Origin of the sequence: Citrobacter sp. Cpo030, assembly GCF_030333005.1 — a bacterium.
GTDB lineage: Bacteria > Pseudomonadota > Gammaproteobacteria > Enterobacterales > Enterobacteriaceae > Citrobacter > Citrobacter portucalensis.
Map to the genome: position 1 here is coordinate 111,108 of NZ_JAOWGT010000066.1, position 21,625 is coordinate 132,732.

17 protein-coding genes and 3 tRNA genes are annotated in these 21,625 nt (G+C 53.4%); 4 read left to right on the plus strand and 16 right to left on the minus strand.

The window, feature by feature from the left end; translation table 11 throughout:
• Nucleotides 1-62: 62 nt before the first annotated feature.
• The 10 genes from OGY37_RS12705 to nnr all read right to left on the minus strand — a co-directional run bounded on the left by OGY37_RS12705 (nucleotide 63) and on the right by nnr (nucleotide 10,708).
• A complete protein-coding gene (locus tag OGY37_RS12705; RefSeq protein WP_003025602.1) occupies nucleotides 63-260 on the minus strand; it encodes a DUF2065 domain-containing protein in 198 nt (65 codons plus the stop codon).
• A gap of 82 nt (nucleotides 261-342) precedes the next feature.
• Nucleotides 343-1,347, minus strand: a complete 1,005-nt coding sequence (gene hflC / locus OGY37_RS12710) for a protease modulator HflC (protein ID WP_003830491.1) — start codon at nucleotides 1,345-1,347, stop codon at nucleotides 343-345.
• A gap of 2 nt (nucleotides 1,348-1,349) precedes the next feature.
• Nucleotides 1,350-2,603 carry an FtsH protease activity modulator HflK gene (hflK, locus tag OGY37_RS12715; protein ID WP_063941660.1) on the minus strand — a complete coding sequence of 418 codons (1,254 nt, stop codon included), beginning with the start codon at nucleotides 2,601-2,603 and terminating at the stop codon, nucleotides 1,350-1,352.
• Between the two features lie 189 nt (nucleotides 2,604-2,792).
• Complete coding sequence (gene hflX, locus OGY37_RS12720) at nucleotides 2,793-4,073, minus strand: ribosome rescue GTPase HflX (protein WP_003830495.1); 1,281 nt, start codon at nucleotides 4,071-4,073, stop codon at nucleotides 2,793-2,795.
• Nucleotides 4,074-4,147: 74 nt separating this feature from the next.
• Entirely contained in the window at nucleotides 4,148-4,456 is a 309-nt protein-coding gene (hfq, locus tag OGY37_RS12725; RefSeq protein WP_003025584.1) for an RNA chaperone Hfq, read from the minus strand.
• An 84-nt stretch (nucleotides 4,457-4,540) separates the two neighbouring features.
• Entirely contained in the window at nucleotides 4,541-5,491 is a 951-nt protein-coding gene (gene miaA / locus OGY37_RS12730; protein WP_003830497.1) for a tRNA (adenosine(37)-N6)-dimethylallyltransferase MiaA, read from the minus strand.
• Nucleotides 5,484-7,370 carry a DNA mismatch repair endonuclease MutL gene (gene mutL / locus OGY37_RS12735; RefSeq protein ID WP_126319455.1) on the minus strand — a complete coding sequence of 629 codons (1,887 nt, stop codon included), beginning with the start codon at nucleotides 7,368-7,370 and terminating at the stop codon, nucleotides 5,484-5,486. Before mutL ends, miaA begins: the two co-directional genes overlap by 8 nt.
• Before the next feature lie 9 nt (nucleotides 7,371-7,379).
• Nucleotides 7,380-8,711 carry an N-acetylmuramoyl-L-alanine amidase AmiB gene (gene amiB / locus OGY37_RS12740; RefSeq protein ID WP_286620962.1) on the minus strand — a complete coding sequence of 444 codons (1,332 nt, stop codon included), beginning with the start codon at nucleotides 8,709-8,711 and terminating at the stop codon, nucleotides 7,380-7,382.
• Between the two features lie 16 nt (nucleotides 8,712-8,727).
• On the minus strand, nucleotides 8,728-9,189 hold the full coding sequence (gene tsaE, locus OGY37_RS12745) for a tRNA (adenosine(37)-N6)-threonylcarbamoyltransferase complex ATPase subunit type 1 TsaE (protein ID WP_003830502.1): 462 nt from the start codon (nucleotides 9,187-9,189) through the stop codon (nucleotides 8,728-8,730).
• Nucleotides 9,161-10,708 (minus strand): bifunctional ADP-dependent NAD(P)H-hydrate dehydratase/NAD(P)H-hydrate epimerase, encoded by a 1,548-nt coding sequence (gene nnr, locus OGY37_RS12750; RefSeq protein ID WP_286620963.1) that lies wholly within the window; start codon nucleotides 10,706-10,708, stop codon nucleotides 9,161-9,163. Before nnr ends, tsaE begins: the two co-directional genes overlap by 29 nt.
• Between nnr and queG the strand changes: the two genes are divergently transcribed.
• Entirely contained in the window at nucleotides 10,707-11,846 is a 1,140-nt protein-coding gene (queG, locus tag OGY37_RS12755; protein ID WP_126319459.1) for a tRNA epoxyqueuosine(34) reductase QueG, read from the plus strand. The two genes, nnr and queG, sit on opposite strands and share 2 nt — an antisense overlap.
• Before the next feature lie 269 nt (nucleotides 11,847-12,115).
• Here queG and OGY37_RS12760 read toward each other — a convergent pair.
• The 4 genes from OGY37_RS12760 to orn all read right to left on the minus strand — a co-directional run bounded on the left by OGY37_RS12760 (nucleotide 12,116) and on the right by orn (nucleotide 13,278).
• Nucleotides 12,116-12,191, minus strand: a tRNA-Gly gene (locus OGY37_RS12760).
• 37 nt (nucleotides 12,192-12,228) lie between these two features.
• Nucleotides 12,229-12,304 (minus strand) — tRNA-Gly (locus OGY37_RS12765).
• Nucleotides 12,305-12,460: 156 nt separating this feature from the next.
• Nucleotides 12,461-12,536 (minus strand) — tRNA-Gly (locus OGY37_RS12770).
• Between the two features lie 196 nt (nucleotides 12,537-12,732).
• Nucleotides 12,733-13,278, minus strand: a complete 546-nt coding sequence (orn, locus tag OGY37_RS12775; RefSeq protein WP_003830507.1) for an oligoribonuclease — start codon at nucleotides 13,276-13,278, stop codon at nucleotides 12,733-12,735.
• A gap of 105 nt (nucleotides 13,279-13,383) precedes the next feature.
• On the opposite strand from orn, the gene rsgA reads away from it, so the two are divergent.
• The 3 genes from rsgA to mscM all read left to right on the plus strand — a co-directional run bounded on the left by rsgA (nucleotide 13,384) and on the right by mscM (nucleotide 18,829).
• Nucleotides 13,384-14,436, plus strand: a complete 1,053-nt coding sequence (gene rsgA, locus OGY37_RS12780) for a small ribosomal subunit biogenesis GTPase RsgA (RefSeq protein ID WP_170974257.1) — start codon at nucleotides 13,384-13,386, stop codon at nucleotides 14,434-14,436.
• 92 nt (nucleotides 14,437-14,528) lie between these two features.
• Nucleotides 14,529-15,497, plus strand: coding sequence for an archaetidylserine decarboxylase (gene asd, locus OGY37_RS12785; RefSeq protein ID WP_003830511.1), 969 nt, complete (start codon nucleotides 14,529-14,531; stop codon nucleotides 15,495-15,497).
• Between the two features lie 17 nt (nucleotides 15,498-15,514).
• Nucleotides 15,515-18,829 (plus strand): miniconductance mechanosensitive channel MscM, encoded by a 3,315-nt coding sequence (gene mscM, locus OGY37_RS12790; RefSeq protein WP_286620964.1) that lies wholly within the window; start codon nucleotides 15,515-15,517, stop codon nucleotides 18,827-18,829.
• A 94-nt stretch (nucleotides 18,830-18,923) separates the two neighbouring features.
• Here mscM and yjeM read toward each other — a convergent pair whose 3' ends face one another.
• Together yjeM and epmA are read right to left on the minus strand one after the other, a co-directional pair.
• Nucleotides 18,924-20,426, minus strand: coding sequence for a glutamate/gamma-aminobutyrate family transporter YjeM (gene yjeM, locus OGY37_RS12795; protein ID WP_286554296.1), 1,503 nt, complete (start codon nucleotides 20,424-20,426; stop codon nucleotides 18,924-18,926).
• A gap of 214 nt (nucleotides 20,427-20,640) precedes the next feature.
• Nucleotides 20,641-21,618 carry an elongation factor P--(R)-beta-lysine ligase gene (epmA, locus tag OGY37_RS12800; RefSeq protein WP_079939036.1) on the minus strand — a complete coding sequence of 326 codons (978 nt, stop codon included), beginning with the start codon at nucleotides 21,616-21,618 and terminating at the stop codon, nucleotides 20,641-20,643.
• Nucleotides 21,619-21,625: the final 7 nt, after the last annotated feature.

The following is a 21,625-nucleotide window of genomic DNA, read 5'->3' on the forward strand; positions in this document are numbered from 1 at the left end:
CGCTTTTTCAGATATACAGCACTTTTTGCATGCGAAAATCCGCAAATTAGTCTACTTATTGATCAGCCAATCGTTTTCCTCAACATGTAGTAGACCACAACGCCCGCAACCACAAGACCTCCACCAAAACGACGCAAAATATTTTCGGGAAGTTGCGCCATTGCGGAGATCATTTTCTTCCATGCGCTGGGATAAAGCATCGGACCCAGCCCTTCCAGCACCAAAACCAGCGCGAGCGCCAGCAAAATTGTTGAATTCATCCATCGCCCTTATATAAAAAGAAAACCACCGCATCCCTGGAGATGCCGGTGGTTTTGCTGCTTTAAAACCGCTGGAACGCGATTAGCGTGTCGCGGTATTTGGTGTCTTCATGTAGCGGAAGAAATCGCTGTCCGGGCTCATGACCATCACGTCCTGATTCCCTTCAAAGCTCTTCTCGTAAGCACGCAGGCTACGGATGAAGGCGTAGAAGTCAGGATCCTGACTGAACGCATCGGCAAACAGCTTAGCGGCTTCTGCATCGCCTTCACCGCGCATAATACGGCCCTGACGCTCAGATTCTGCCAGCGTTTTAGTGACTTCATAGTCAGCCGTTGCACGCAGTTTTTCCGCCTCTTCCTGGCCTTGTGAACGATGGCGACGCGCTACCGCTTCACGCTCAGCGCGCATACGGTTGTAGATAGCCTCGGACACTTCAGCAGGCAGGTTGATTTGCTTAATACGCACGTCAACCACTTCGATGCCCAATGCCGCCATACTGTTCGGATTGATGACCGGTACTTTACCGTTCGTTTCAGCCTGAACACGTTCAGCCGCTTCGGCAATCGCGCTATCTGCTGCCGGAGTTGCCACTTCATCTTCCGTGCCAGCAGAACCGGAGTTCAGCGCGTCACGCACTTCCAGGGTCAGACGACCGCGGGAATCGGTAACGATGTCCTTCACGTCCAGACGACCAATTTCAGAACGCAGACGGTCAGAGAACTTACGTTTCAGCAGGACTTCCGCCTGAGAAACATCGCCACCGCCCGTTGCCAGGTAGTAACGGCTAAAGTCACTGATGCGCCACTTGATGTAGGAGTCAACGATCAGGTCTTTCTTCTCTTTGGTAACAAAGCGATCGGCCTGGTTGTCCATGGTCTGAATACGCGCATCCAGCATCTTCACAGATTCAATAAACGGAATCTTGAAGTGCAGGCCTGGTGCAACAACCAGCGGCTTGTTTTCATCGTCACGCAGAACTTTACCAAAGCGCAGAGTAATACCGCGCTCGCCTTCTTTGACCACAAAGACAGACATGAACAGAACTACCAGAACGATGATGATAATCGCAATAACTGACTTACGCATCGTTATTCCCCCTGACGCTGGTAGTCGTTACGCTGCGCATTCGCGCGGCGTTGGTCCATAATATCGCCCTGACTGGTGGACGAAGTGTTGCTTGCTCCAGTGCTGGAAGTCGTTGCTGGCGGAAGACGCAGCAGGTTTGAACTGCTGTCAGTCTTTGTTGCTGGCGCACTACCACCTTTCAGCATTTGATCCAGCGGCAGAACCATAAGATTGCTACCTTTATCGTTAACCAGGACTTTGCGGGTATTGCTCAGCACTTTTTCCATGGTTTCGATATACAGACGCTCGCGGGTAATTTGCGGTGCGGCTTTATATTCCGGCAGAATTTTTGCGAAGCGAGCCACTTCACCCTGTGCTTCCAGGATGGTCTGAGTCTTATACGCACGTGCTTCTTCCAGAATACGCTGCGCCTGACCGTTTGCACGCGGCTGAACTTCGTTGGTGTACGCTTCCGCTTCACGGATGTACTGCTGTTCGTTTTCACGTGCTGCGATAGCATCGTCAAACGCGGCTTTTACTTCTTCCGGCGGACGTGCAGCCTGGAAGTTGACGTCCAGCAGGGTGATACCCATGTTGTACGGACGGATCGTTTCTTCCAGTTCACGTTGGGTGTCGCTACGAATAACGGTACGCCCTTCGGTCAGGATACGGTCCATGGTGTATTTACCGATAACCCCACGCAGGGCGCTGTCAGTAGCCTGACGCAGACTGTCATCCGCGCTGGTTACGCTAAACAGGTAACGCTGCGGATCGGTCACGCGGTACTGTACGTTCATTTCGACGCGCACGACGTTTTCGTCAGAAGTCAGCATGACGCCGGATGCGGCAAGTTCACGCACGGCTTCAACGTTGACCGGTGTCACTTCGTCGACAAAGGTCGGTTTCCAGTTCAGACCCGGTTCAACCAAATGGCTGAATTTACCGAAGCGTGTCACCACGCCACGTTCCGCTTCTTTAATGGTATAGAAACCGCTAGCCGCCCAGATAATGACGATAGCGGCCGCTGCAATAGTAAAGACTCGACCGCCCAGTTGCGGACGCGGGCCTTGCGATGAACTACCGCCGCCAGAGCCTGTACCTTTACCGCCACCCAGACCACCGAGCTTTTTACTCAGTTTGCGGAAGATATCGTCCAGATCGGGAGGTCCCTGCTCGCGACCACCTTTGTTTCCATTTCCCTCAGGGTTGCCGCCAGGTTTGCTGCTTCCCCAGGGGTCGCGGTCTTGTCCGTTATTACCGGGCTGATTCCACGCCATTTTTGTGCTCCATATTTGTTATGCGATGCTATACCTGCGTCTTTTGCGCTGCCGTTGCGTTGGCTGCGTCCCTCAACGCCAGTCACATAGTTGACTATGCTCCTGGAGATTTCAGGACTTGCCGCCTTCCTGCCGCACAAAATCCACAAGGTATAGAGGCGAAAAAATCTTCAGGCCATATCCGTCAGATCAGACAACATAGTCTTCCAGTGCCGGTTCTTGTTTACAGAGGCGACGCCAGTCTACGATCGGCATACGAACCTGCAGACCTACGCTGCCGTCCTCCTCCATCCACTCTTTTTCTATTGCCTGAAGTTGATAAAACCGGCTTCTCAAACGCCCTTCCTGCGGCGGCAAACGCAACGTATGCTGCGCCACCTCACCGGAAAGTCGCTCAGTCAAAGCCTGAAAAAGTTGTGGTATACCAATCCCCGTTTGCGCTGATACCCAAACGCGAATGGGTTTATTCTCTTCATCTCTGTCGATACGCGGCTCAAAGTCATCCAACATATCGATTTTATTCATCACCAGCAGAGTCGGGATCTCATGCGCATCGATCTCTTCGAGCACCGTATCGACGGCCTCAATGTTTTCCTGCACACGAAAGTCTGCTGCATCAATAACGTGCAGCAGCAATGTCGCCTGACGTGTTTCCTGCAAGGTGGCCTTAAACGCCGCCACCAGGTCGTGCGGCAAATGACGGATAAACCCAACGGTATCCGCCAGCACTGTCTCACCCACGTCCGCAACGTCTATTCTGCGTAGCGTCGGGTCCAGGGTCGCAAACAGCTGATCCGCTGCGTAGACCTGGGCTTCGGTGATCTGGTTGAACAGGGTGGATTTTCCGGCGTTGGTATATCCCACCAGTGATACGGTTGGGACATCCGCTTTCTTGCGCGACTGTCGCCCCTGCTCACGTTGCTTTTCAACTTTTTCCAGGCGCGACTGTATCTGCAAAATGCGATTACGCAGCAAACGACGGTCGGTTTCGAGCTGGGTTTCACCCGGACCGCGCAAACCAATCCCGCCCTTTTGCCGTTCAAGGTGAGTCCAGCCACGGACCAGACGCGTAGCCATATGGCGCAACTGCGCCAGCTCAACCTGCAACTTACCCTCATGGGTTCGCGCACGCTGGGCAAAAATATCTAAAATGAGACCAGTCCTGTCGATAACAAGACACTGGCACAACTGTTCCAGGTTACGTTCCTGGGCAGGGCTTAGAGCATGATCAAAAATCACCACCGCAGCGCCAGTCGCTTTTACGGCTTCGGCAATTTCGATTGCCTTACCTTCACCAACAAAATACTTCGGGTGCGGTGCTTTACGGCTCCCGGTAATCACCTGCATTGCTTCGACACCGGCGGAAGAAACCAGAGATTCAAACTCCTGGAGGTCTTCCATATCTTTGTCTTGCGAAAAATAGATGTGTACCAGTACCGCCTGCTCACCGGCATCATAACGGTCAAACAAGCGTCAACCCCTTAATATAAATCAACGGGGAACGCAGGATCGCTGGCTCCCCGTATGTAAAACAGCTAATAACCTTATTCGGTTTCTTCGCTGTCCTGTTGCGCAGATGAACCTTGCGCGTTGCTACCGTGATGGTAGTTGCTGCCTGTGCCGCCGGTGGCATTATTGCTGTGATGAGAAACCGGACGAGACGGGACAACAGTAGAAATCGCGTGCTTATAAACCATCTGGCTGACCGTGTTTTTCAACAGGATCACGAACTGATCAAAAGACTCGATTTGACCTTGCAGCTTAATACCATTCACCAAATAAATAGAAACTGGAACACGTTCCCGACGCAGTGCGTTCAGGAACGGATCTTGTAAAGATTGCCCCTTAGCCATTCTCTCTTTTCCTTATATGCTTATTTGTACTTTGAACCTTTCGATTCTGAAAAATTGCGCACGATACGTTTCAATTGTACACATTCAGTTCGCGATAGCACCAACAACCTGTAATACTTCGTTTCGCGCCTGGTCAGGCTTTTCACTGTCAAGCCAGTGCACCCCTTCCCAACCACGCAACCAGGTTACCTGTCGCTTCGCCAACTGCCTCGTGGCGCAAACACCTCTATAAACCATTTCATCGTATGAAATTTCACCTTCAATGTATGACCACATCTGGCGATACCCTACACAACGAATGGAAGGCAAATCCGTATGCAAATCTCCACGGGCAAAAAGCGCCCGGACTTCTGCTTCAAAACCTGAAGCTAACATCTGATGAAAACGCTGCTCAATTCGCTGATGGAGCAGTTCACGGCTCGCCGGGGCGATTGCAAACTGATGCACCTGATACGGCAAAGCATCTCCTGACGTTTGCGTCAGCTCCGTTAAAGTTTTACCCGAAATGAAAAAAACTTCCAGTGCCCGGGAAAGTCTTTGCGGATCATTTGGATGAATACGCGCCGCAGCCACGGGATCGATGTCCTGAAGCTGTCGGTGTAACGCGTCCCAACCCTGCTCTGCCGCCTGCTGCTCAATTCTGGCCCTGACTTCCGGGTCCGCCGACGGTAACGGCGACAGTCCTTCAAGCAAGGCTTTGAAATATAACATTGTGCCGCCCACCAGCAACGGGATACGCCCCGCGGCGGTGATGTCGGCCATCTCGACTAACGCATCGCGACGAAAATCCGCAGCGGAGTACGCTTGCGACGGATCGCGGATATCCAACAATCGGTGCGGCGCGGCCTGTAATTCAGCTGCATCAGGCTTGGCTGTACCGATATCCATCCCCTTGTAAATAAGGGCGGAATCAACGCTTATCAACTCTATAGGCAAAACTTTACGCAATTCAATTGCTAATGCCGTTTTACCGGAGGCCGTTGGCCCCATCAAAAAAATCGCCTTTGGCAGGCTCGCCTTACGGGTATCACTCATGTTTCAGGGCATTCATTACCGAATGTAAATCAACAGGTTGTAACAGACCACCCGGCGGTGCCTTCACGAGTTGTGGGCAGAGCCGCTCAACATCCGCTAACAGCGTAATCGCCTGTGCCATGCTCCACTGTGGATGCTCGCTCATCAGGTTACGTGCGATCCACTGTGCAATATTGCCCGGCTCGAATACGGATTGCTGCGCCAGGTAGCCTATCAGTTCAGGAATCAAGATTTGTAAATTTTGTTGGCGTAAGGGTAAAGGCACAGCCCGGATGGTCACATGCTGCGCATCCAGCTGAAATTCAATGCCCAACTCAGCCAGTTGGCTCTGTCCTTTTTGCAGTGCCGCTTTTTCATCGGCGGTCACTTTTAGACGTAATGGGATCAGTAACGGTTGAGCACAAACCGTTCCCTGACCCGGCGTTAACTGCGCCTGACGCAGCCAACGCTCAGCCACCGGCAATGCCAACAACTGAATATGGCCATCGCACTCGAGTAACGCGCAGTCTGCACCAACAATCGTTAGCACCCGGCCAAAGCCCTGACTACTGCCAGTCAGAGGCGTCGATGACGTTTCAGAGACCGGCGTTTTCCGCGTTGGAGCCGGCGTCTGCATCAGTTGCTGATAGATTTCGCCCTGCTGCTTTTGGTATCCGGGTTGAGCATGAGGCCAACTGGCTCCCGCCTGACGGCCACCGCCACTACTACTGCCACCGCTACTGCCACTTCCAGCACCAGCGGATGCTGAGTACCGCGGTGTCGCAGGTTCACGCGCGGGAGCAGGCTCGGCAAAATGGTTGCGTCCAGCAGCTACGCGGTTTTCCGGGATGTGCCTTGGGGCGGGTTCGTCGTTATCAGCCAACGGCAGCGGCGTTTCAAGCTGCTGTTGCAGGACGCTCAACACGCCCTGGTAAATAAAATCGTGCACCAGGCGGGATTGATGGAAACGGACCTCATGTTTAGCTGGGTGTACGTTGACATCCACTTGATGCGGATCGATTTCCAGATACAGCACAAATGCGGGCTGTTGATCGGCTCCCAGCTTATCTTCACAAGCCTGGCGGATAGCATGGTTGATCAGCCGGTCACGCATCATCCGACCATTCACATAGCAGTACTGGATTTCTGCCAGTGCTGCCGTTGTGTGGTTAGGATCGGCCACCCAGCCACGCAATGTTAAATCGCCATGCTGCCATTCGATCGCCAGCGCATGCTCCAGAAATGGCGTGCCGCAAATCGCACCCAGCCGGCGCTCTTTCTGCCCATCCGCGGCCACTGCCCGGTACTGTCGCACCACTTTGCCGTTGTGCGATAAATTTATCGTCACATCAAAACGTGCCAGCGCAATGCGGCGAATAATCTCGTCGATATGATTAAATTCGGTTTTCTCGGTGCGCATAAATTTGCGCCGCGCCGGGGTGTTGTAGAACAGATCTAGCACCTCCAGCGTGGTTCCCACCGGATGCGCAGCGGGTTTAACTGTGACATCCATGTCACGCCCTTCGGCATACGCCTGCCAGGCTTCGGGTTGTTCTTGCGTACGCGACGTCAGGGTTAAGCGAGACACGGAGCTGATACTGGCCAGCGCTTCGCCGCGAAATCCGAGGCTCACGATGGCTTCAAGATCGTCAAGCGAGGCTATTTTACTGGTGGCATGACGCGCCAACGCCAACGCCAGCTCGTCTTTTTTAATCCCACAGCCGTTGTCACGAATACGGATAAGCTTCGCGCCGCCGCGTTCAATATCGATATCAATGCGCGTCGCACCGGCATCAATGCTGTTTTCCACCAGCTCTTTCACCACTGACGCAGGCCGCTCTACCACCTCGCCTGCGGCAATCTGGTTCGCCAGCTGTGGCGGTAGAACCTGAATCGGCATGGCTAATCCTTAATTTGTTAACGTGTTACCCGGCGATATGGCGCTGGCGGTTTGCGCCGGTGCGCCCTGCGGCCCGGTTTGCATCGGGTGCGCCTGGAAATAGTTACGCAATCCTTTGTAAATCGCCTCAGCCAGCTGCTGCTGGTAATCATCGCTCGCCAGCAGACGTTCTTCGCTGTTGTTACTGATAAAGCCGGTTTCAACCAGCACTGACGGGATATCAGGCGAACGCAGTACGCCGAGGCTAGCGTGTTCCGGGCGACGCTTATGCATCGAACCAATACGTTCTAACTGGCCGATCATGCTGGTCGCCACATCATACCCGACGCGTTGCGAATGACCGAACTGCAGATCCAGTACAGCCTGGCTGAGATAAGGATCGGACTGGCTGTTTGCCAGCACATCGCCCGCGCCGCCCAACAGCTCCGATTGCTTCTCGTGCTGTTCCAGCCAGCCGGCCATCTCACTGTTCGCCCGACGGTTTGACAGCACCCAAACGGAAGCACCTGTGGCATCACGGTTTGGTGCGGCATCCGCGTGAATAGAAACCAGGAAATTGGCGTTTTGTTTACGCGCGACGTCTGAACGCCCCATCACCGAGATAAAGTAATCACCATCACGAGTGAGGACGCCTTTAAACATCGGGTCATCATTGAGCAAACTGCGCAGCTTGCGCGCCACGGCAATCGTGACGTTTTTCTCACGCGTGCCGCCAGGACCAATAGCACCAGGATCCTGTCCACCGTGTCCGGCATCAATGGCAATCACCACTTTATCGCCGTTGCTGGAACTGGCGCGCGCCGCAGGGCGCGTAGAGGTATTGCTGTTAGTCACAGCCGTAGTGCGATCGTTTTCTGCTTTAAACGGATTGCGCGCTGGCTCGACAGGACGTGGGGCAACAATCGGCGCTTCAACACGCTTTGCAACCACGGGAGGTGGAGGCGGCGGCGGTGGCGCATCAGCGTTGATGGTAAACACGACGGTATAATTGCCGCCGTTCTGGCGTTTTACTGCTTCGGCTTTACCGTTCTCGGTTAAATCCACCACCAGTCGCAGAGACTGCGCATCTTTTGGCATGCCGGAACGGATAGATTTCACCAGATTATTGCCGCTAAACAGCAGCGGTAATCCCTGAATCACTCCGGTTTGTTTAATATCCAGCGCGACGGTTCGTTTCCCGTCCTGCGAAACGGCATATTCAGGATCGCCAATAAAGCTCAGCGTAATCCGCGCCTGTTGATCGCCATTGGACACCTGAAGATCGGAGAGGCTGGCGGCCCCTGCCTGCGCGCACAGCAGGACCAGGGTTGCCATCAACCAGTTTCTGATGCGATAAATCATCCCGCCACCCTTAAGGTTAATCGGCTAAACGCGCCAGCAATAAATCACCTGATGAGGAGACTGCGCTTACACGCGCCTCTCGACCTTGCGCCTGGTATTCAATGTGTATTTCGACGTCCGGGTCTGGCAGTACACCTTTACCTTGTTGCGGCCATTCCACCAGGCAGATGGCATCATTGGCAAAATAATCGCGGATCCCCATAAATTCCAGCTCCTCTGGGTCCGCAAGTCGGTATAAATCGAAGTGATATACCATCATGTTATCGAGTGAATAGGGTTCAACCAGCGTGTAGGTGGGGCTTTTTACATTACCTTTATGACCTAATGCCTGCAGAAATCCCCGGCTGAAGGTGGTTTTACCCGCTCCCAGGTCGCCGTACAAATATATAACCGTCGCGCCGTCACAGGCTTTGGCTACCCGCAGTCCCAGGTCTAAAGTCGCCTGCTCATCAGGTAGTGGAATTACTCGATTCATCATGATAAACGTCAATCACATCAGGGTTAACAATACGCTGTAGCGTGGTAAAGAGATCTGTCGCCAGCATGCCGCGCGTACCATAACGCGCCGCCAGCACATCCGCCGCCGCTCCGTGCGCAACACATCCCGCACATGCTGCATCATACGGGGTAAGCTTCTGTCCGAGCAATGCGCCAATAATACCGGAAAGTACATCCCCCATTCCGCCGCTGGCCATCCCGGCATTGCCGGTATCAATAATACCCAACTCCGCCTGTTCAGCAGCAACAACCGTACCCGCGCCTTTCAGCACTACCACGCCTCCGTACCGTTTTACCAGACGTTGTGCACAAAGTAAGCGATCGTCTTCAATTTCTGCAATGGAACAGCCCAGCAGTCGCGCGGCTTCACCTGGATGCGGCGTGATCACGCGATTGTGACGTTTATCGGGGTTGATTGCCAGCAGGTTCAGCGCATCCGCATCCCAGAGCATCGGTTTGCGAAAATTCTCCACTTTTTGCAGCGCTTTTTTGCCCCACTCCTGCTGACCAAGCCCGGGGCCTATCACCACTACATCCGCCCACGCCAGGCTCTCTTCCAGCGTCTGCGGCGTCAGCGCATCGACCATCAGTTCCGGTCTGGCTGTCAAAATAGGCGCAATGTTTTCACTGCGCGTCAGCACTTTGACCAGCCCGGCGCCTGCACGCAGCGCGGCTTCCCCGGCCATGCGTATTGCGCCTGCCGTTCCGTGGTCACCGCCGATAATCACCAGCCGACCGTGGGAGCCCTTGTGCGAGGTGGGTCGACGCGGCGTTAGCCAGTGCGCAAGCTGTTGAGCATCAAAACGTTGAATTGGCACATTCTGCCCCGCCAGCCAGTCGTCCAGCCCAAGTGCGTTAACATGCAGACGCCCGGTGACATCGCGCGCTTTACCGGTGAGCAGGCCCGGCTTGAGTGCAATAAAGGTAATGGTATGCGCTGCGTTGATGACCGCGCCCGGCGTCGCTCCCGTCTGCGCCAGCAGGCCGGAGGGAATATCTATCGCCACGGTGGGGGCTGGGTGAGAATTGGCACGTTCAATCAATACTGACAGAGACTCACGCGGTGCGTGTTTTAAGCCAGTGCCTGTCAGCGCGTCGATTATCACGTCCACGTTATCTGGCCAATTGATATCAACCGCGTGAATGACGCCACCCGCGTTAAGCCAGGCATCACGCGCCTGCTGCGCCTCCTCGGGGAGCGGTTTGTCACTCTCCTGTGCCAGCAACGTGACTTCAAGACCCAACGCTTTGGCAAGTCTTGCTACTACGTAACCATCGCCGCCGTTGTTGCCATGACCACATAGCACCAGCCAGTGCCGGGCGTTCGGATAAGCCTCACGAGTGATCTGAAACGCCGCCTCTCCCGCCCGTTGCATCAGTTCGTACAACGTCAGCCCTAAACTGTCTGCCGCCTCTCGCTCCATCCGCCTGATGTCATCGGCGTGCCAGATGGAGTGTGGTATACTTGCGGGGTTTTTCTTCATTGTATGGTCCGTCATGTCAGAGCCCCTCGATCTCAATCAGTTAGCGCAAAATATTAAGCAGTGGGGGCTGGAGCTTGGCTTTCAGCAGGTCGGTATTGCCGATACCGACCTCAGCGAAGCGGAGCCCAAACTGCAGGCCTGGCTGGATAAACAATACCACGGCGAGATGGACTGGATGGCCCGTCACGGCATGATGCGCGCCCGACCTCACGAATTATTGCCCGGTACGCTACGTGTCATCAGCGTACGTATGAACTATCTTCCTGCCAATGCGGCCTTCGCCAGCACGTTGAAGAACCCTTCGCTGGGTTACGTCAGCCGTTACGCGCTTGGCCGCGACTACCATAAGCTGCTACGTAACCGCTTAAAAAAGCTGGGGGAGATGATTCAACAGCACTGCGTTTCGCTGAATTTTAGACCTTTTGTCGATTCTGCGCCCATTCTTGAGCGTCCGTTAGCGGAAAAAGCCGGGCTTGGCTGGACAGGTAAGCACTCACTTATCCTCAATCGCGAAGCCGGTTCATTTTTCTTCCTCGGGGAATTACTGATCGATTTACCCTTACCGGTAGACCAACCAGCAGAAGAAGGATGCGGGAAATGCGTCGCCTGCATGACCATCTGTCCCACCGGGGCCATCGTTGAACCCTACACGGTGGATGCGCGCCGCTGTATCTCTTATCTCACTATCGAACTGGAAGGCGCGATCCCGGAAGAATTTCGTCCCTTGATGGGGAATCGAATTTACGGCTGCGATGATTGCCAGCTTATTTGCCCGTGGAACCGCTATTCACAGTTGACGACAGAGGATGACTTCAACCCGCGCAAGCAGCTTCATGCTCCGGAGTTAATAGAGCTGTTTAGCTGGAGCGAAGCGTGGTTTTTAAAAGTCACGGAGGGGTCTGCCATTCGTCGTATTGGCCACCTGCGCTGGCTGCGAAATATCGCCGTTGCGTTGGGTAATGCTCCCTGGAATGAAGCCATTCTTCGCGCACTGGAAAGTCGCAGAGGTGAGCACCCACTTCTCGACGAACACATAGAGTGGGCGGTTGCTCAGCAAATTGAGAAGCGAAATACCTGCGTAGTTGAGGTGCAGCTACCGCAGAAACAACGTTTGGTCAGGGTCATTGAGAAGGGTCTGCCGCGCGACGCTTAAGTCATCCACAGCTTGTGTATAAAAATAAAAACACATTGATATTCAAGAGGGAAAAAATCGTCAAGTGATCGCATTAACAATTTGAAATGATAATTAAACCAGTAATTTCAAATGGTTAAAATGATACTATTCACCCGGCGAAGTTTTTTGCATTCCAGGAATAATACCCGAACCTGTGGATAAGTCTGTTTACAAGAGTATGTCAATGACGAAACAAAACGTCCCCAACGCAATTATTCGTTGTGGATATTTTTATTGGGGTAAGAATTTGGAGCGGGAAACGAGACTCGAACTCGCGACCCCGACCTTGGCAAGGTCGTGCTCTACCAACTGAGCTATTCCCGCTTGGGTGTGTCTGTGCTTAACAAGCACTTTCAAATTTTGGAGCGGGAAACGAGACTCGAACTCGCGACCCCGACCTTGGCAAGGTCGTGCTCTACCAACTGAGCTATTCCCGCATAATCTTCGTCTTTCGAACCGCTACTGCGTTGGCTGCCTTCATTCGCCTGAGTCACTTACTTTAGTAAGCTCCTGAGGACTCATTCAGTTGCCGCCTTGTCGCAATTCGAAATCCTGCGATTGGTGGTCTGTGCTTTACAAGCATTTTCAAATTTTGGAGCGGGAAACGAGACTCGAACTCGCGACCCCGACCTTGGCAAGGTCGTGCTCTACCAACTGAGCTATTCCCGCAAATCTGTACTGTTTTTGTTGCTGTCGTAATTCGCATTTCTGCGTCGTTACGGGAGGCGCATTATACGAGAAATCCGTTTAGCTGCAACCCCCCTGAAAGCGTTTTTTTCGAAAATTCGTTCAAGTGATTAATTTACAATCAAGCTGAACAATTTAGCGTCAAAAACCCGGTGGTGCAAGCCACCGGAGAACAAAATCAAAGATTAATAAAATGTTCGCGATAGTAAGCAAGCTCAGCAACAGATTCACGAATGTCGTCCATCGCCTGATGTGTTCCCTGCTTGGTGAAGCCCGCAAGGATTTCCGGCTTCCAACGACGCGCCAGTTCTTTGAGCGTGCTGACGTCCAGATAGCGATAATGGAAATACGCCTCCAGCTCCGGCATGTATTTAAACAGGAAACGACGATCCTGACCGATGCTGTTGCCACAGATAGGTGATTTCCCTTGCGGAACCCACTCTTTCAAAAAAGCCAGCGTGGCCAGTTCTGCTTCACGATCGCCCATGGTACTCGCCTTCACGCGCTCCACCAGCCCGCTACCGGTATGCGTACGTACGTTCCAGTCATCCATTAATGCCAGCTGTTCGTCGGACTGGTGCACCGCAATTGTCGGTCCTTCAGCCAGAATATTCAGGTTGGCATCCGTCACCAGCGTGGCGATCTCAATAATGCGATCGCGCTCGGGATCCAGACCTGTCATCTCCAGATCGATCCAAATCAGGTTGTTTTCATTGGCACTCATGCTATTTTCCACCCTTCAGCGTCACATTCAGTGTGACTACATTGATCTAAAATTGTGTGTATCATAAATGTTTTGCCCATCATGGGCGACCAGGAGCCAGTCCGATTGAGTAAGAATAAACTCTCCAAAGGCCAACAGCGCCGTGTGAACGCCAATCACCAGCGTCGTCTTAAAACGTCCACGGAGAAGCCCGACTACGACGACAACCTGTTTGGCGAAACCGCCGAAGGCATCGTTATCAGCCGTTTTGGCATGCATGCCGACGTAGAGTCTGCTGACGGTGAAATTCACCGTTGCAACATCCGCCGTACAATTCGCTCGCTGGTGACCGGCGATCGCGTAGTCTGGCGCCCGGGTAAAGCGGCAGCTGAAGGCGTGAATGTCAAAGGTATCGTTGAAGCGGTACACGATCGTACCTCGGTACTGACACGACCCGACTTTTACGACGGGGTAAAGCCTATTGCCGCCAACATCGACCAGATCGTTATTGTCTCAGCCATCTTACCCGAGCTGTCACTCAATATTATCGACCGGTATCTGGTAGCCTGCGAAACGCTACACGTTGAACCGATTATCGTGCTGAATAAGATCGATCTGCTGGATGATGAAGGCATGGCCTTCGTTAACGAACAGATGGATATCTATCGCAACATTGGCTATCGGGTGTTGATGGTATCCAGCCGCACTAAAGACGGCCTGAAACCGCTTGAAGAAGCATTAACCGATCGCATCAGCATCTTTGCCGGTCAGTCGGGCGTAGGTAAATCCAGCCTGCTCAATAATCTTCTCGGCCTGCAGGAAGAAATCCTGACCAATGATGTCTCCGACAACTCCGGCCTTGGACAGCACACCACCACGGCCTCTCGCCTGTATCATTTCCCGCACGGCGGCGACGTTATTGACTCCCCTGGCGTGCGTGAGTTTGGACTGTGGCATCTGGAGCCGGAACAAATCACGCATGGCTTTGTCGAATTTCATGACTATCTGGGCCATTGCAAATACCGCGACTGCAAGCATGATACCGATCCAGGCTGCGCTATCCGTGAGGCTGTAGAAAAAGGGGCCATAGCCGAAACCCGGTTTGAAAATTATCACCGCATCCTGGAAAGCATGGCGCAGGTAAAAACGCGTAAAAACTTTTCTGATACAGACAACTGACAACTAAGCTAAGCATCGCTAGAATCGTCCCCCTTTTTTCAGGATCCGGCCTGTATGCCGGATCGGGAACAAATTATGGCCTGGAGGCTACCTTGTTAAACTCATTTAAGCTTTCGCTACAATACATTCTGCCGAAACTATGGCTCACTCGCCTGGCGGGTTGGGGTGCGAGCAAACGAGCGGGATGGCTGACCAAACTGGTTATCGATCTGTTCGTGAAATATTACAAGGTCGATATGAAAGAGGCGCAAAAGCCGGACACCGCCAGCTATCGCACCTTTAACGACTTCTTTGTTCGCCCGCTGCGCGACGATGCACGCCCGATTAACACCGATCCAAACGTACTGGTCATGCCCGCTGACGGCGTGATCAACCAGTTAGGTAACATCGAAGAAGACAAACTGCTGCAGGCTAAAGGGCACAGCTATACCCTTGAAGCGCTGCTGGCTGGCAACTACCAGATGGCGGATAAATTCCGCAACGGTACGTTTGTAACCACTTACTTGTCTCCACGCGATTACCACCGTGTACACATGCCGTGTAACGGTATCCTGCGTGAAATGATGTACGTGCCGGGCGATCTCTTCTCTGTAAACATCCTGACTGCGCAAAACGTACCGAACCTGTTTGCCCGCAACGAACGTGTAATCTGTCTGTTTGATACCGAATTTGGCCCGATGGTGCAGATTCTGGTCGGCGCGACCATCGTCGGCAGCATTGAAACCACATGGGCTGGCACCATTACCCCACCACGAGAAGGCGTCATCAAGCGCTGGACCTGGCCGGAAGGCGAAAGCGAAGGGTCGGTGGCGCTGTTGAAAGGTCAGGAAATGGGCCGCTTTAAGCTCGGTTCCACCGTCATCAACCTGTTCGCACCTGGCAAAGTTAACCTGGTTGAGCAATTGCAGGATCTTTCCGTGACTAAAATCGGCCAGCCAATGGCCATCTCGACCGAGACTTTCGTGACGCCAGAGGCAGAACCGGCCCCGCTGGCGAAAGAAGAGATCGAAGCAGAACACGATGCCAGCCCGCTGGTTGACGACAAAAAAGACGAAAGTTAAACATAGGAATCGCTGCTGTGCGCCTGATTATCACTTTTCTGATGGCCTGGTGCCTCAGCCTGGGGGCGTACGCTGCGACGGCCCCCGATGCCAAACAACTCACCCAGGAACTGGAGCAAGCAAAGGCGGCAAAACCCGCTCAGCCAGAAACCGTTGAGGCGCTCCAGTCCGCGCTGAATGCCCTTGAGGAGCGTAAAGGCTCTCTCGAGCGCGCCCAGCAATACCAGCAAGTTATTGATAACTTCCCCAAGCTGTCCGCAACGTTACGCGCGCAGCTTAGCAACCTGCGTGATGAACCGCGCAATGTGCCAACCGGACTCACTACCGATGCGTTAAACCAGGAGATCCTCCAGGTTAGCAGCCAACTGCTGGAAAAGAGTCGTCAGGCCCAGCAGGAGCAGGATCGCGCCCGGGAAATCGCCGACTCGTTAAGCCAGCTTCCTCAACAGCAAACCGATGCCCGCCGCCAGCTCAATGAGCTTGAGCGACGCATTGGTACCGCCAACGGCAATTCCGCACAGAATCAGGCGATGCAGGCTGAATCCGCCAAACTTAAAGCCCAGGTCGATGAACTGGAGCTGGCGCAGCTTTCTGCCAATAACCGTCAGGAACTGGCGCGTATGCGCTCCGAACTGGCGGAAAAACAGAGTCAACAACTCGACACTTACCTGCAGGCTTTGCGCAATCAACTCAACAGTCAACGTCAGCGTGAAGCTGAGCGAGCGCTGGAAAGCACCGAACTGCTGGCGGAAAACAGCGCGGGACTGCCGGAAGGCATTGTCGACCAGTTCAAGGTGAACCGCGAGCTGTCTCAGGCCTTAAACCAGCAAGCACAGCGTATGGACCTGGTCGCTTCGCAGCAGCGTCAGGCCGCCAGCCAAACGCTGCAGGTGCGTCAGGCATTGAATACGCTGCGAGAGCAGTCTCAGTGGCTTGGGGTTTCAAATATGCTGGGAGAAGCGCTGCGAGCGCAGGTATCCCGTCTGCCGGAAATGCCTAAACCTCAGCAGTTGGATACCGAAATGGCGCAGCTTCGCGTACACCGCATGCGCTATGAGGATCTCCTCAACAAACAGCCGCAGCTGCGTCAGATTCATCAGGCCGATGGACAACCGCTGACCGCTGAACAGAGCAGCATCCTCAACGCCCAGCTACGGACCCAGCGTGAGCTGCTGAACTCATTGTTACAGGGTGGCGATACGCTGATCCTTGAGCTGACCAAGCTCAAAGTTTCCAACAGCCAACTGGAAGATGCGCTAAAAGAGGTCAACGAAGCGACGCACCGCTACCTGTTCTGGACGTCAGACGTTAGCCCTATCTCCCTCTCCTGGCCTGTCGACATCGTTCAGGATCTGCGGCGTCTGATTTCATTAGATACGTTTAATCAGTTGGGCCAGGCCAGCATCATGATGCTGACCAGCAAAGAAACGCTGCTACCGCTGTTCGCGGCGTTGGTGCTGGTTGGCTTTAGCCTCTCTTCGCGCAAGCACTTCACCCGTTTCCTTGAACGCTCGTCCGCGCGGGTCGGGAAAGTTACCCAGGACCACTTCTGGCTGACAATACGCACGGTATTCTGGTCAATACTCGTCGCTTCGCCGTTGCCAGTACTGTGGGCAACGCTCGGTTACGGATTGCAGGAAGCCTGGCCTTATCCGTTGGCTGTCGCGATCGGCGATGGCGTTACCGCCACGGTGCCCATGCTGTGGGCGGTAATGATCTGCGCTACCTTTGCGCGTCCCAACGGTCTGTTTATTGCCCACTTTGGCTGGCCGCGGAACCGCGTCGCGAAAGCCATGCACTATTACCTGATGAGCATCGGGCTGATTGTCCCGTTGATCATGGCGGTGATTATGTTTGATAACCTCAATGACCGGGAATTCTCCGCCTCACTGGGGCGTCTGTGCTTTATTCTGATTTGCGGTGCGCTGGCTGTCGTAACCCTGAGCCTGAAACGCGCCGGGATACCGCTGTACCTCGATAAAGAGGGCAACACCGATAACATGGTCAACAGCATGCTGTGGAATTTGCTGATGGGTGCGCCGCTGATTGCTATTCTCGCCGCAGCGGTGGGCTATCTCGCTACGTCACAAGCCTTGCTGGCGCGTCTGGAAACGTCCGTAGCGATTTGGTTCTTATTACTGGTGGTGTATCACGTTATCCGCCGTTGGATGCTAATTCAGCGCCGCCGCCTGGCGTTTGACCGCGCCAAGCATCGACGCGCTGAAATGCTGGCGCAGCGCGCGCGAGGCGAAGAAGAACCACCGCATTCCACCAGCCTTGAAGGCGCGATTGACGTTGATGAAAGCGAAGTGGATTTGGATGCTATCAGCGCACAATCGCTGCGCCTGGTGCGTTCTATCCTGATGCTTATCGCCCTGCTCTCGGTCATTGTACTGTGGTCAGAAATTCATTCCGCTTTCGGCTTCCTGGAAAACATCTCGTTGTGGGATGTCACCTCCACGGTTCAGGGCGTGGAAAGCTTAGAACCGATAACGCTGGGCGCAGTGCTTATCGCGATTCTGGTGTTTATCATCACCACCCAGTTAGTACGCAACCTGCCCGCGTTGCTGGAGCTGGCACTACTGCAACATCTTGATTTAACCCCCGGTACCGGTTATGCCATCACCACCATCACCAAGTATCTGCTGATGCTGATTGGCGGTCTGGTTGGCTTCTCGATGATCGGTATTGAATGGTCCAAACTGCAATGGCTGGTGGCGGCTCTCGGTGTCGGTCTGGGCTTTGGTTTGCAGGAGATCTTCGCCAACTTTATTTCCGGCCTGATTATCCTGTTTGAAAAACCAATCCGCATTGGCGACACGGTGACGATTCGCGATCTTACCGGTAGCGTGACGAAGATTAATACCCGTGCCACCACTATCAGCGACTGGGACCGCAAAGAGATCATCGTGCCCAATAAAGCCTTTATCACCGAACAGTTTATCAACTGGTCGTTATCCGATTCCGTTACCCGTGTGGTGTTAACCATCCCGGCACCGTCGGAGGCGAACAGCGAGGAGGTTACGCAGATCCTGCTGACTGCCGCGCAGCGCTGTTCTCTGGTTATCGATAATCCGGCACCTGAAGTCTTTCTGGTTGACCTGCAGCAGGGGATTCAAATCTTCGAACTGCGTATTTATGCCGCAGAGATGGGGCATCGCATGCCGCTGCGCCATGAAATCCACCAACTGATTCTGGCAGGCTTCCGCGAGCACGGTATTGATATGCCGTTCCCTCCGTTCCAGATGCGTCTGGAGAGCCTCGGCGGTAAGCAAACAGGGAGAACATTAAGTTCTGCAGGAAGAGGTAGTCGCCCGGCAGGGAGTTTGTAACGCACAATGCAGGCAAGAAATGCCGGATGGCGACCCGTTGGGTCTAATCCGGCCTACGAAGATGCTACTTTGTAGGCCGGATTAGGCAGGTCGTTTATTCCACCGCCCACTCAGGTTCATTGGTCGTGCGGCGGCTGTAGTTCTGATAAATCGCCATCGCCAGCAGTGAGAAGAAGATCGGGCCGCCGGTCATCCACAGTGCGCTGTTCCAGTCCCCGGCTTCAATCACCGGCTGGATGATGGTGAACACGTTGGCAAACGTCACCACCAGCACGACCACACCCGTTGCCAGCAGCGTCGCTGCCCGGGTTTTAAAGACCACAAATGGTCTTTCCAGACCCGGACGGGCTTTAAAGAACGGAAACGCCAGCGCGAGGAACAGATACGGCAGCGTCATCGAGACGTTCGCCATCAGCGTCAGTTTGTTATAGAACGCTGAAGCCGTATCGCCACCAAACGAAACCAGCAGGATAAACAGGCTCACCAGCAGGCACTGCAACCACATTGCCGTCGTCGGCATCCCTACGGCATTCAGTTTGGTCATCGGCGCGGGCCACAACGCCTTCGGCGTGCCTTGAATAATCGCTTTCAGCGGTGAGTAGCTGAGGGTGAAAAAAGCACCGGTATAGGCAAGGAACATGGAAAGCCCGGTAATACGTGCAAACCATACGCCCATCACCATTGCGGCATCAGGGGAAAGATGTAGCGCATTACCCAACGTCATTCCGAGGCTTTTCATCAGGATATAGGTAATATTCCCGAGGTTAACTGAGCTATTACTTAATACCTGCTGCCAGTTGGTGCTAACGCCCCATAAAAAGATGGCCAGTGAATAACCAACAGAAATGACAATAGCGGCAAAGACAATGCCTTTTGCAAAGTTCTTTTCTGGTTTTTCTGTTTTATCAACCAGTCCCCCCACAGCTTCAATTCCGCCGTAAGCAAAAATGGCAAACACAACAAATGACAACATTGCCAGTCCGGACTGATATCCGGGATTAGGCGAAGTGATGAAATTAATATCCTGTGCAAAGTGGCCACCAGTTAATAACAAAATAGCGACACTCACTAACAACAGAACTAAATTAAGACACATTACGGCAATTCCACCTACAGCCGTAATACGCGCAATCTTATTAATACCCCGGGATGCCACGCAGGTCACCAGGATCATCCAACCGACGGCGAGCAACCCGACAACCTGCGTAGGCTCAAGCCCTGCAATACGCCAGTGCTGCGTCATGTCTGCGCCAAACAAGAAGGTTGAAAAAGGTACCCAGACTTTCGCCGCGGTGCTTACCATCCATATCACATAAGAAGAAAACCACATAAACGTGCCGATAAACGCATAACGCGGTCCAACGCTATTATTCATCCACGAATAGATTCCCCCCTCTTCTTTCCGATAGGCAGAACCCATTTCCGCCATCATTAAAGCAAATGGAATAAAGAATAATAATGCAGAAAATATATACCACGGTATTGCACTATACCCCATTAAATAGAACGCGGAGGGGCTATTAGCAAAACCGAAAACTGACGTAAATATCATGAGAATGAGACCTATCAGGCTCATCTTTTTTATTGTTTGGGTCATTAAACCATCCCTTACTCTGGCAAGCGTTTAACAAACGCCGCTCACCGGTTGGCACTGCTCTCTTTGCAGAGTTCAGCGATAAAAAAATCAACACAGAATTGATACCTAAACGATATCAAATATCCAGGTTTAAATTGTGGCTATTAGAGGGGAAATGAAAAAATATGCTACAAAGTGGCGATTAAGCCGCCACTTTGTATTGCAGAAGAGTAAGTTATGCGCGATCGACTGTAAATGCGATTACCTCGGCCAGGCTCTCTGCGCCCAGCGCGAGCATCACCAGACGGTCAACACCCAGCGCCACGCCTGAGCAATCCGGCATGCCCACTTTCAGCGCTTCCAGCAGGTTGGTATCGATAGGTTGCTGCGGCAGGCCACGTGCGGCGCGTTTGCGGTTATCCTGTTCAAATCGCTGCTGCTGTTCGCGCGCGTCGGTCAATTCATGGAAACCATTCGCCAGCTCAATACCTTTGTAATAAACCTCGAAACGTTCAGCCACGCGGTGATCTTCGGTACTGATTTGCGCCAGTGATGCCTGGCTGGCCGGGAAATGATACACAAACGTCGGTTTGTCTTTACCAATATGCGGTTCAACGCCCATCGTAAACAGCAGTTGCAGTAAGGTATCCCGGTCTTCTTCGGTATCAGCGATATTGCTGAGATCCAATTTCGCCGCCGCTTCCCGCAGTTGGGTTTTATCCGCAGACAGCGGGTCAATCTCCAGATGGCGCTGAAAGGCCTGCTGGTAAGAAAGGCTTTCCGCAGGCGAACAGTCCAACACCTGCTGGAGCAAATCATCCACTTCATTCATCAGGCGATACATATCGTAATGCGGACGATACCACTCAAGCATGGTGAATTCAGGGTTGTGATGACGCCCCATCTCTTCATTACGGAAGCTGCGGCATAATTGATACACCGGGCCGCACCCTGCCACCAGCAGGCGCTTCATATGGTATTCAGGGCTGGTCATTAAATAGAGATTCATTCCCTGGGAGTGCCCAGGGCCGACGAAACGCGTTTCGAACGGGAACAGATGGATGTCCGTCACCGTTGCCTGACTCATACAAGGGGTCTCAACCTCAAGCACGCCACGATCGGCAAAAAAGCGGCGAATCTCCGCTATAATTGCTGCACGTTTCAACAGATTGGGGATGGACGCGCTCGGCTGCCAGGTTGCCGTTTCGCTCATGGTTGTT

What these genes read in the sequence shown, in the direction of transcription:
- OGY37_RS12705 (WP_003025602.1), bottom strand. Translation starts at nt 260, where the DNA reads ATGAATTCAACAATTTTGCTGGCGCTCGCGCTGGTTTTGGTGCTGGAA.
- hflC (WP_003830491.1), bottom strand. Translation starts at nt 1,347, where the DNA reads ATGCGTAAGTCAGTTATTGCGATTATCATCATCGTTCTGGTAGTTCTG.
- hflK (WP_063941660.1), bottom strand. Translation starts at nt 2,603, where the DNA reads ATGGCGTGGAATCAGCCCGGTAATAACGGACAAGACCGCGACCCCTGG.
- hfq (WP_003025584.1), bottom strand. Translation starts at nt 4,456, where the DNA reads ATGGCTAAGGGGCAATCTTTACAAGATCCGTTCCTGAACGCACTGCGT.
- miaA (WP_003830497.1), bottom strand. Translation starts at nt 5,491, where the DNA reads ATGAGTGATACCCGTAAGGCGAGCCTGCCAAAGGCGATTTTTTTGATG.
- mutL (WP_126319455.1), bottom strand. Translation starts at nt 7,370, where the DNA reads ATGCCGATTCAGGTTCTACCGCCACAGCTGGCGAACCAGATTGCCGCA.
- amiB (WP_286620962.1), bottom strand. Translation starts at nt 8,711, where the DNA reads ATGATTTATCGCATCAGAAACTGGTTGATGGCAACCCTGGTCCTGCTG.
- tsaE (WP_003830502.1), bottom strand. Translation starts at nt 9,189, where the DNA reads ATGATGAATCGAGTAATTCCACTACCTGATGAGCAGGCGACTTTAGAC.
- queG (WP_126319459.1), top strand. Translation starts at nt 10,707, where the DNA reads ATGTCAGAGCCCCTCGATCTCAATCAGTTAGCGCAAAATATTAAGCAG.
- nnr (WP_286620963.1), bottom strand. Translation starts at nt 10,708, where the DNA reads ATGACGGACCATACAATGAAGAAAAACCCCGCAAGTATACCACACTCC.
- orn (WP_003830507.1), bottom strand. Translation starts at nt 13,278, where the DNA reads ATGAGTGCCAATGAAAACAACCTGATTTGGATCGATCTGGAGATGACA.
- yjeM (WP_286554296.1), bottom strand. Translation starts at nt 20,426, where the DNA reads ATGACCCAAACAATAAAAAAGATGAGCCTGATAGGTCTCATTCTCATG.
- epmA (WP_079939036.1), bottom strand. Translation starts at nt 21,618, where the DNA reads ATGAGCGAAACGGCAACCTGGCAGCCGAGCGCGTCCATCCCCAATCTG.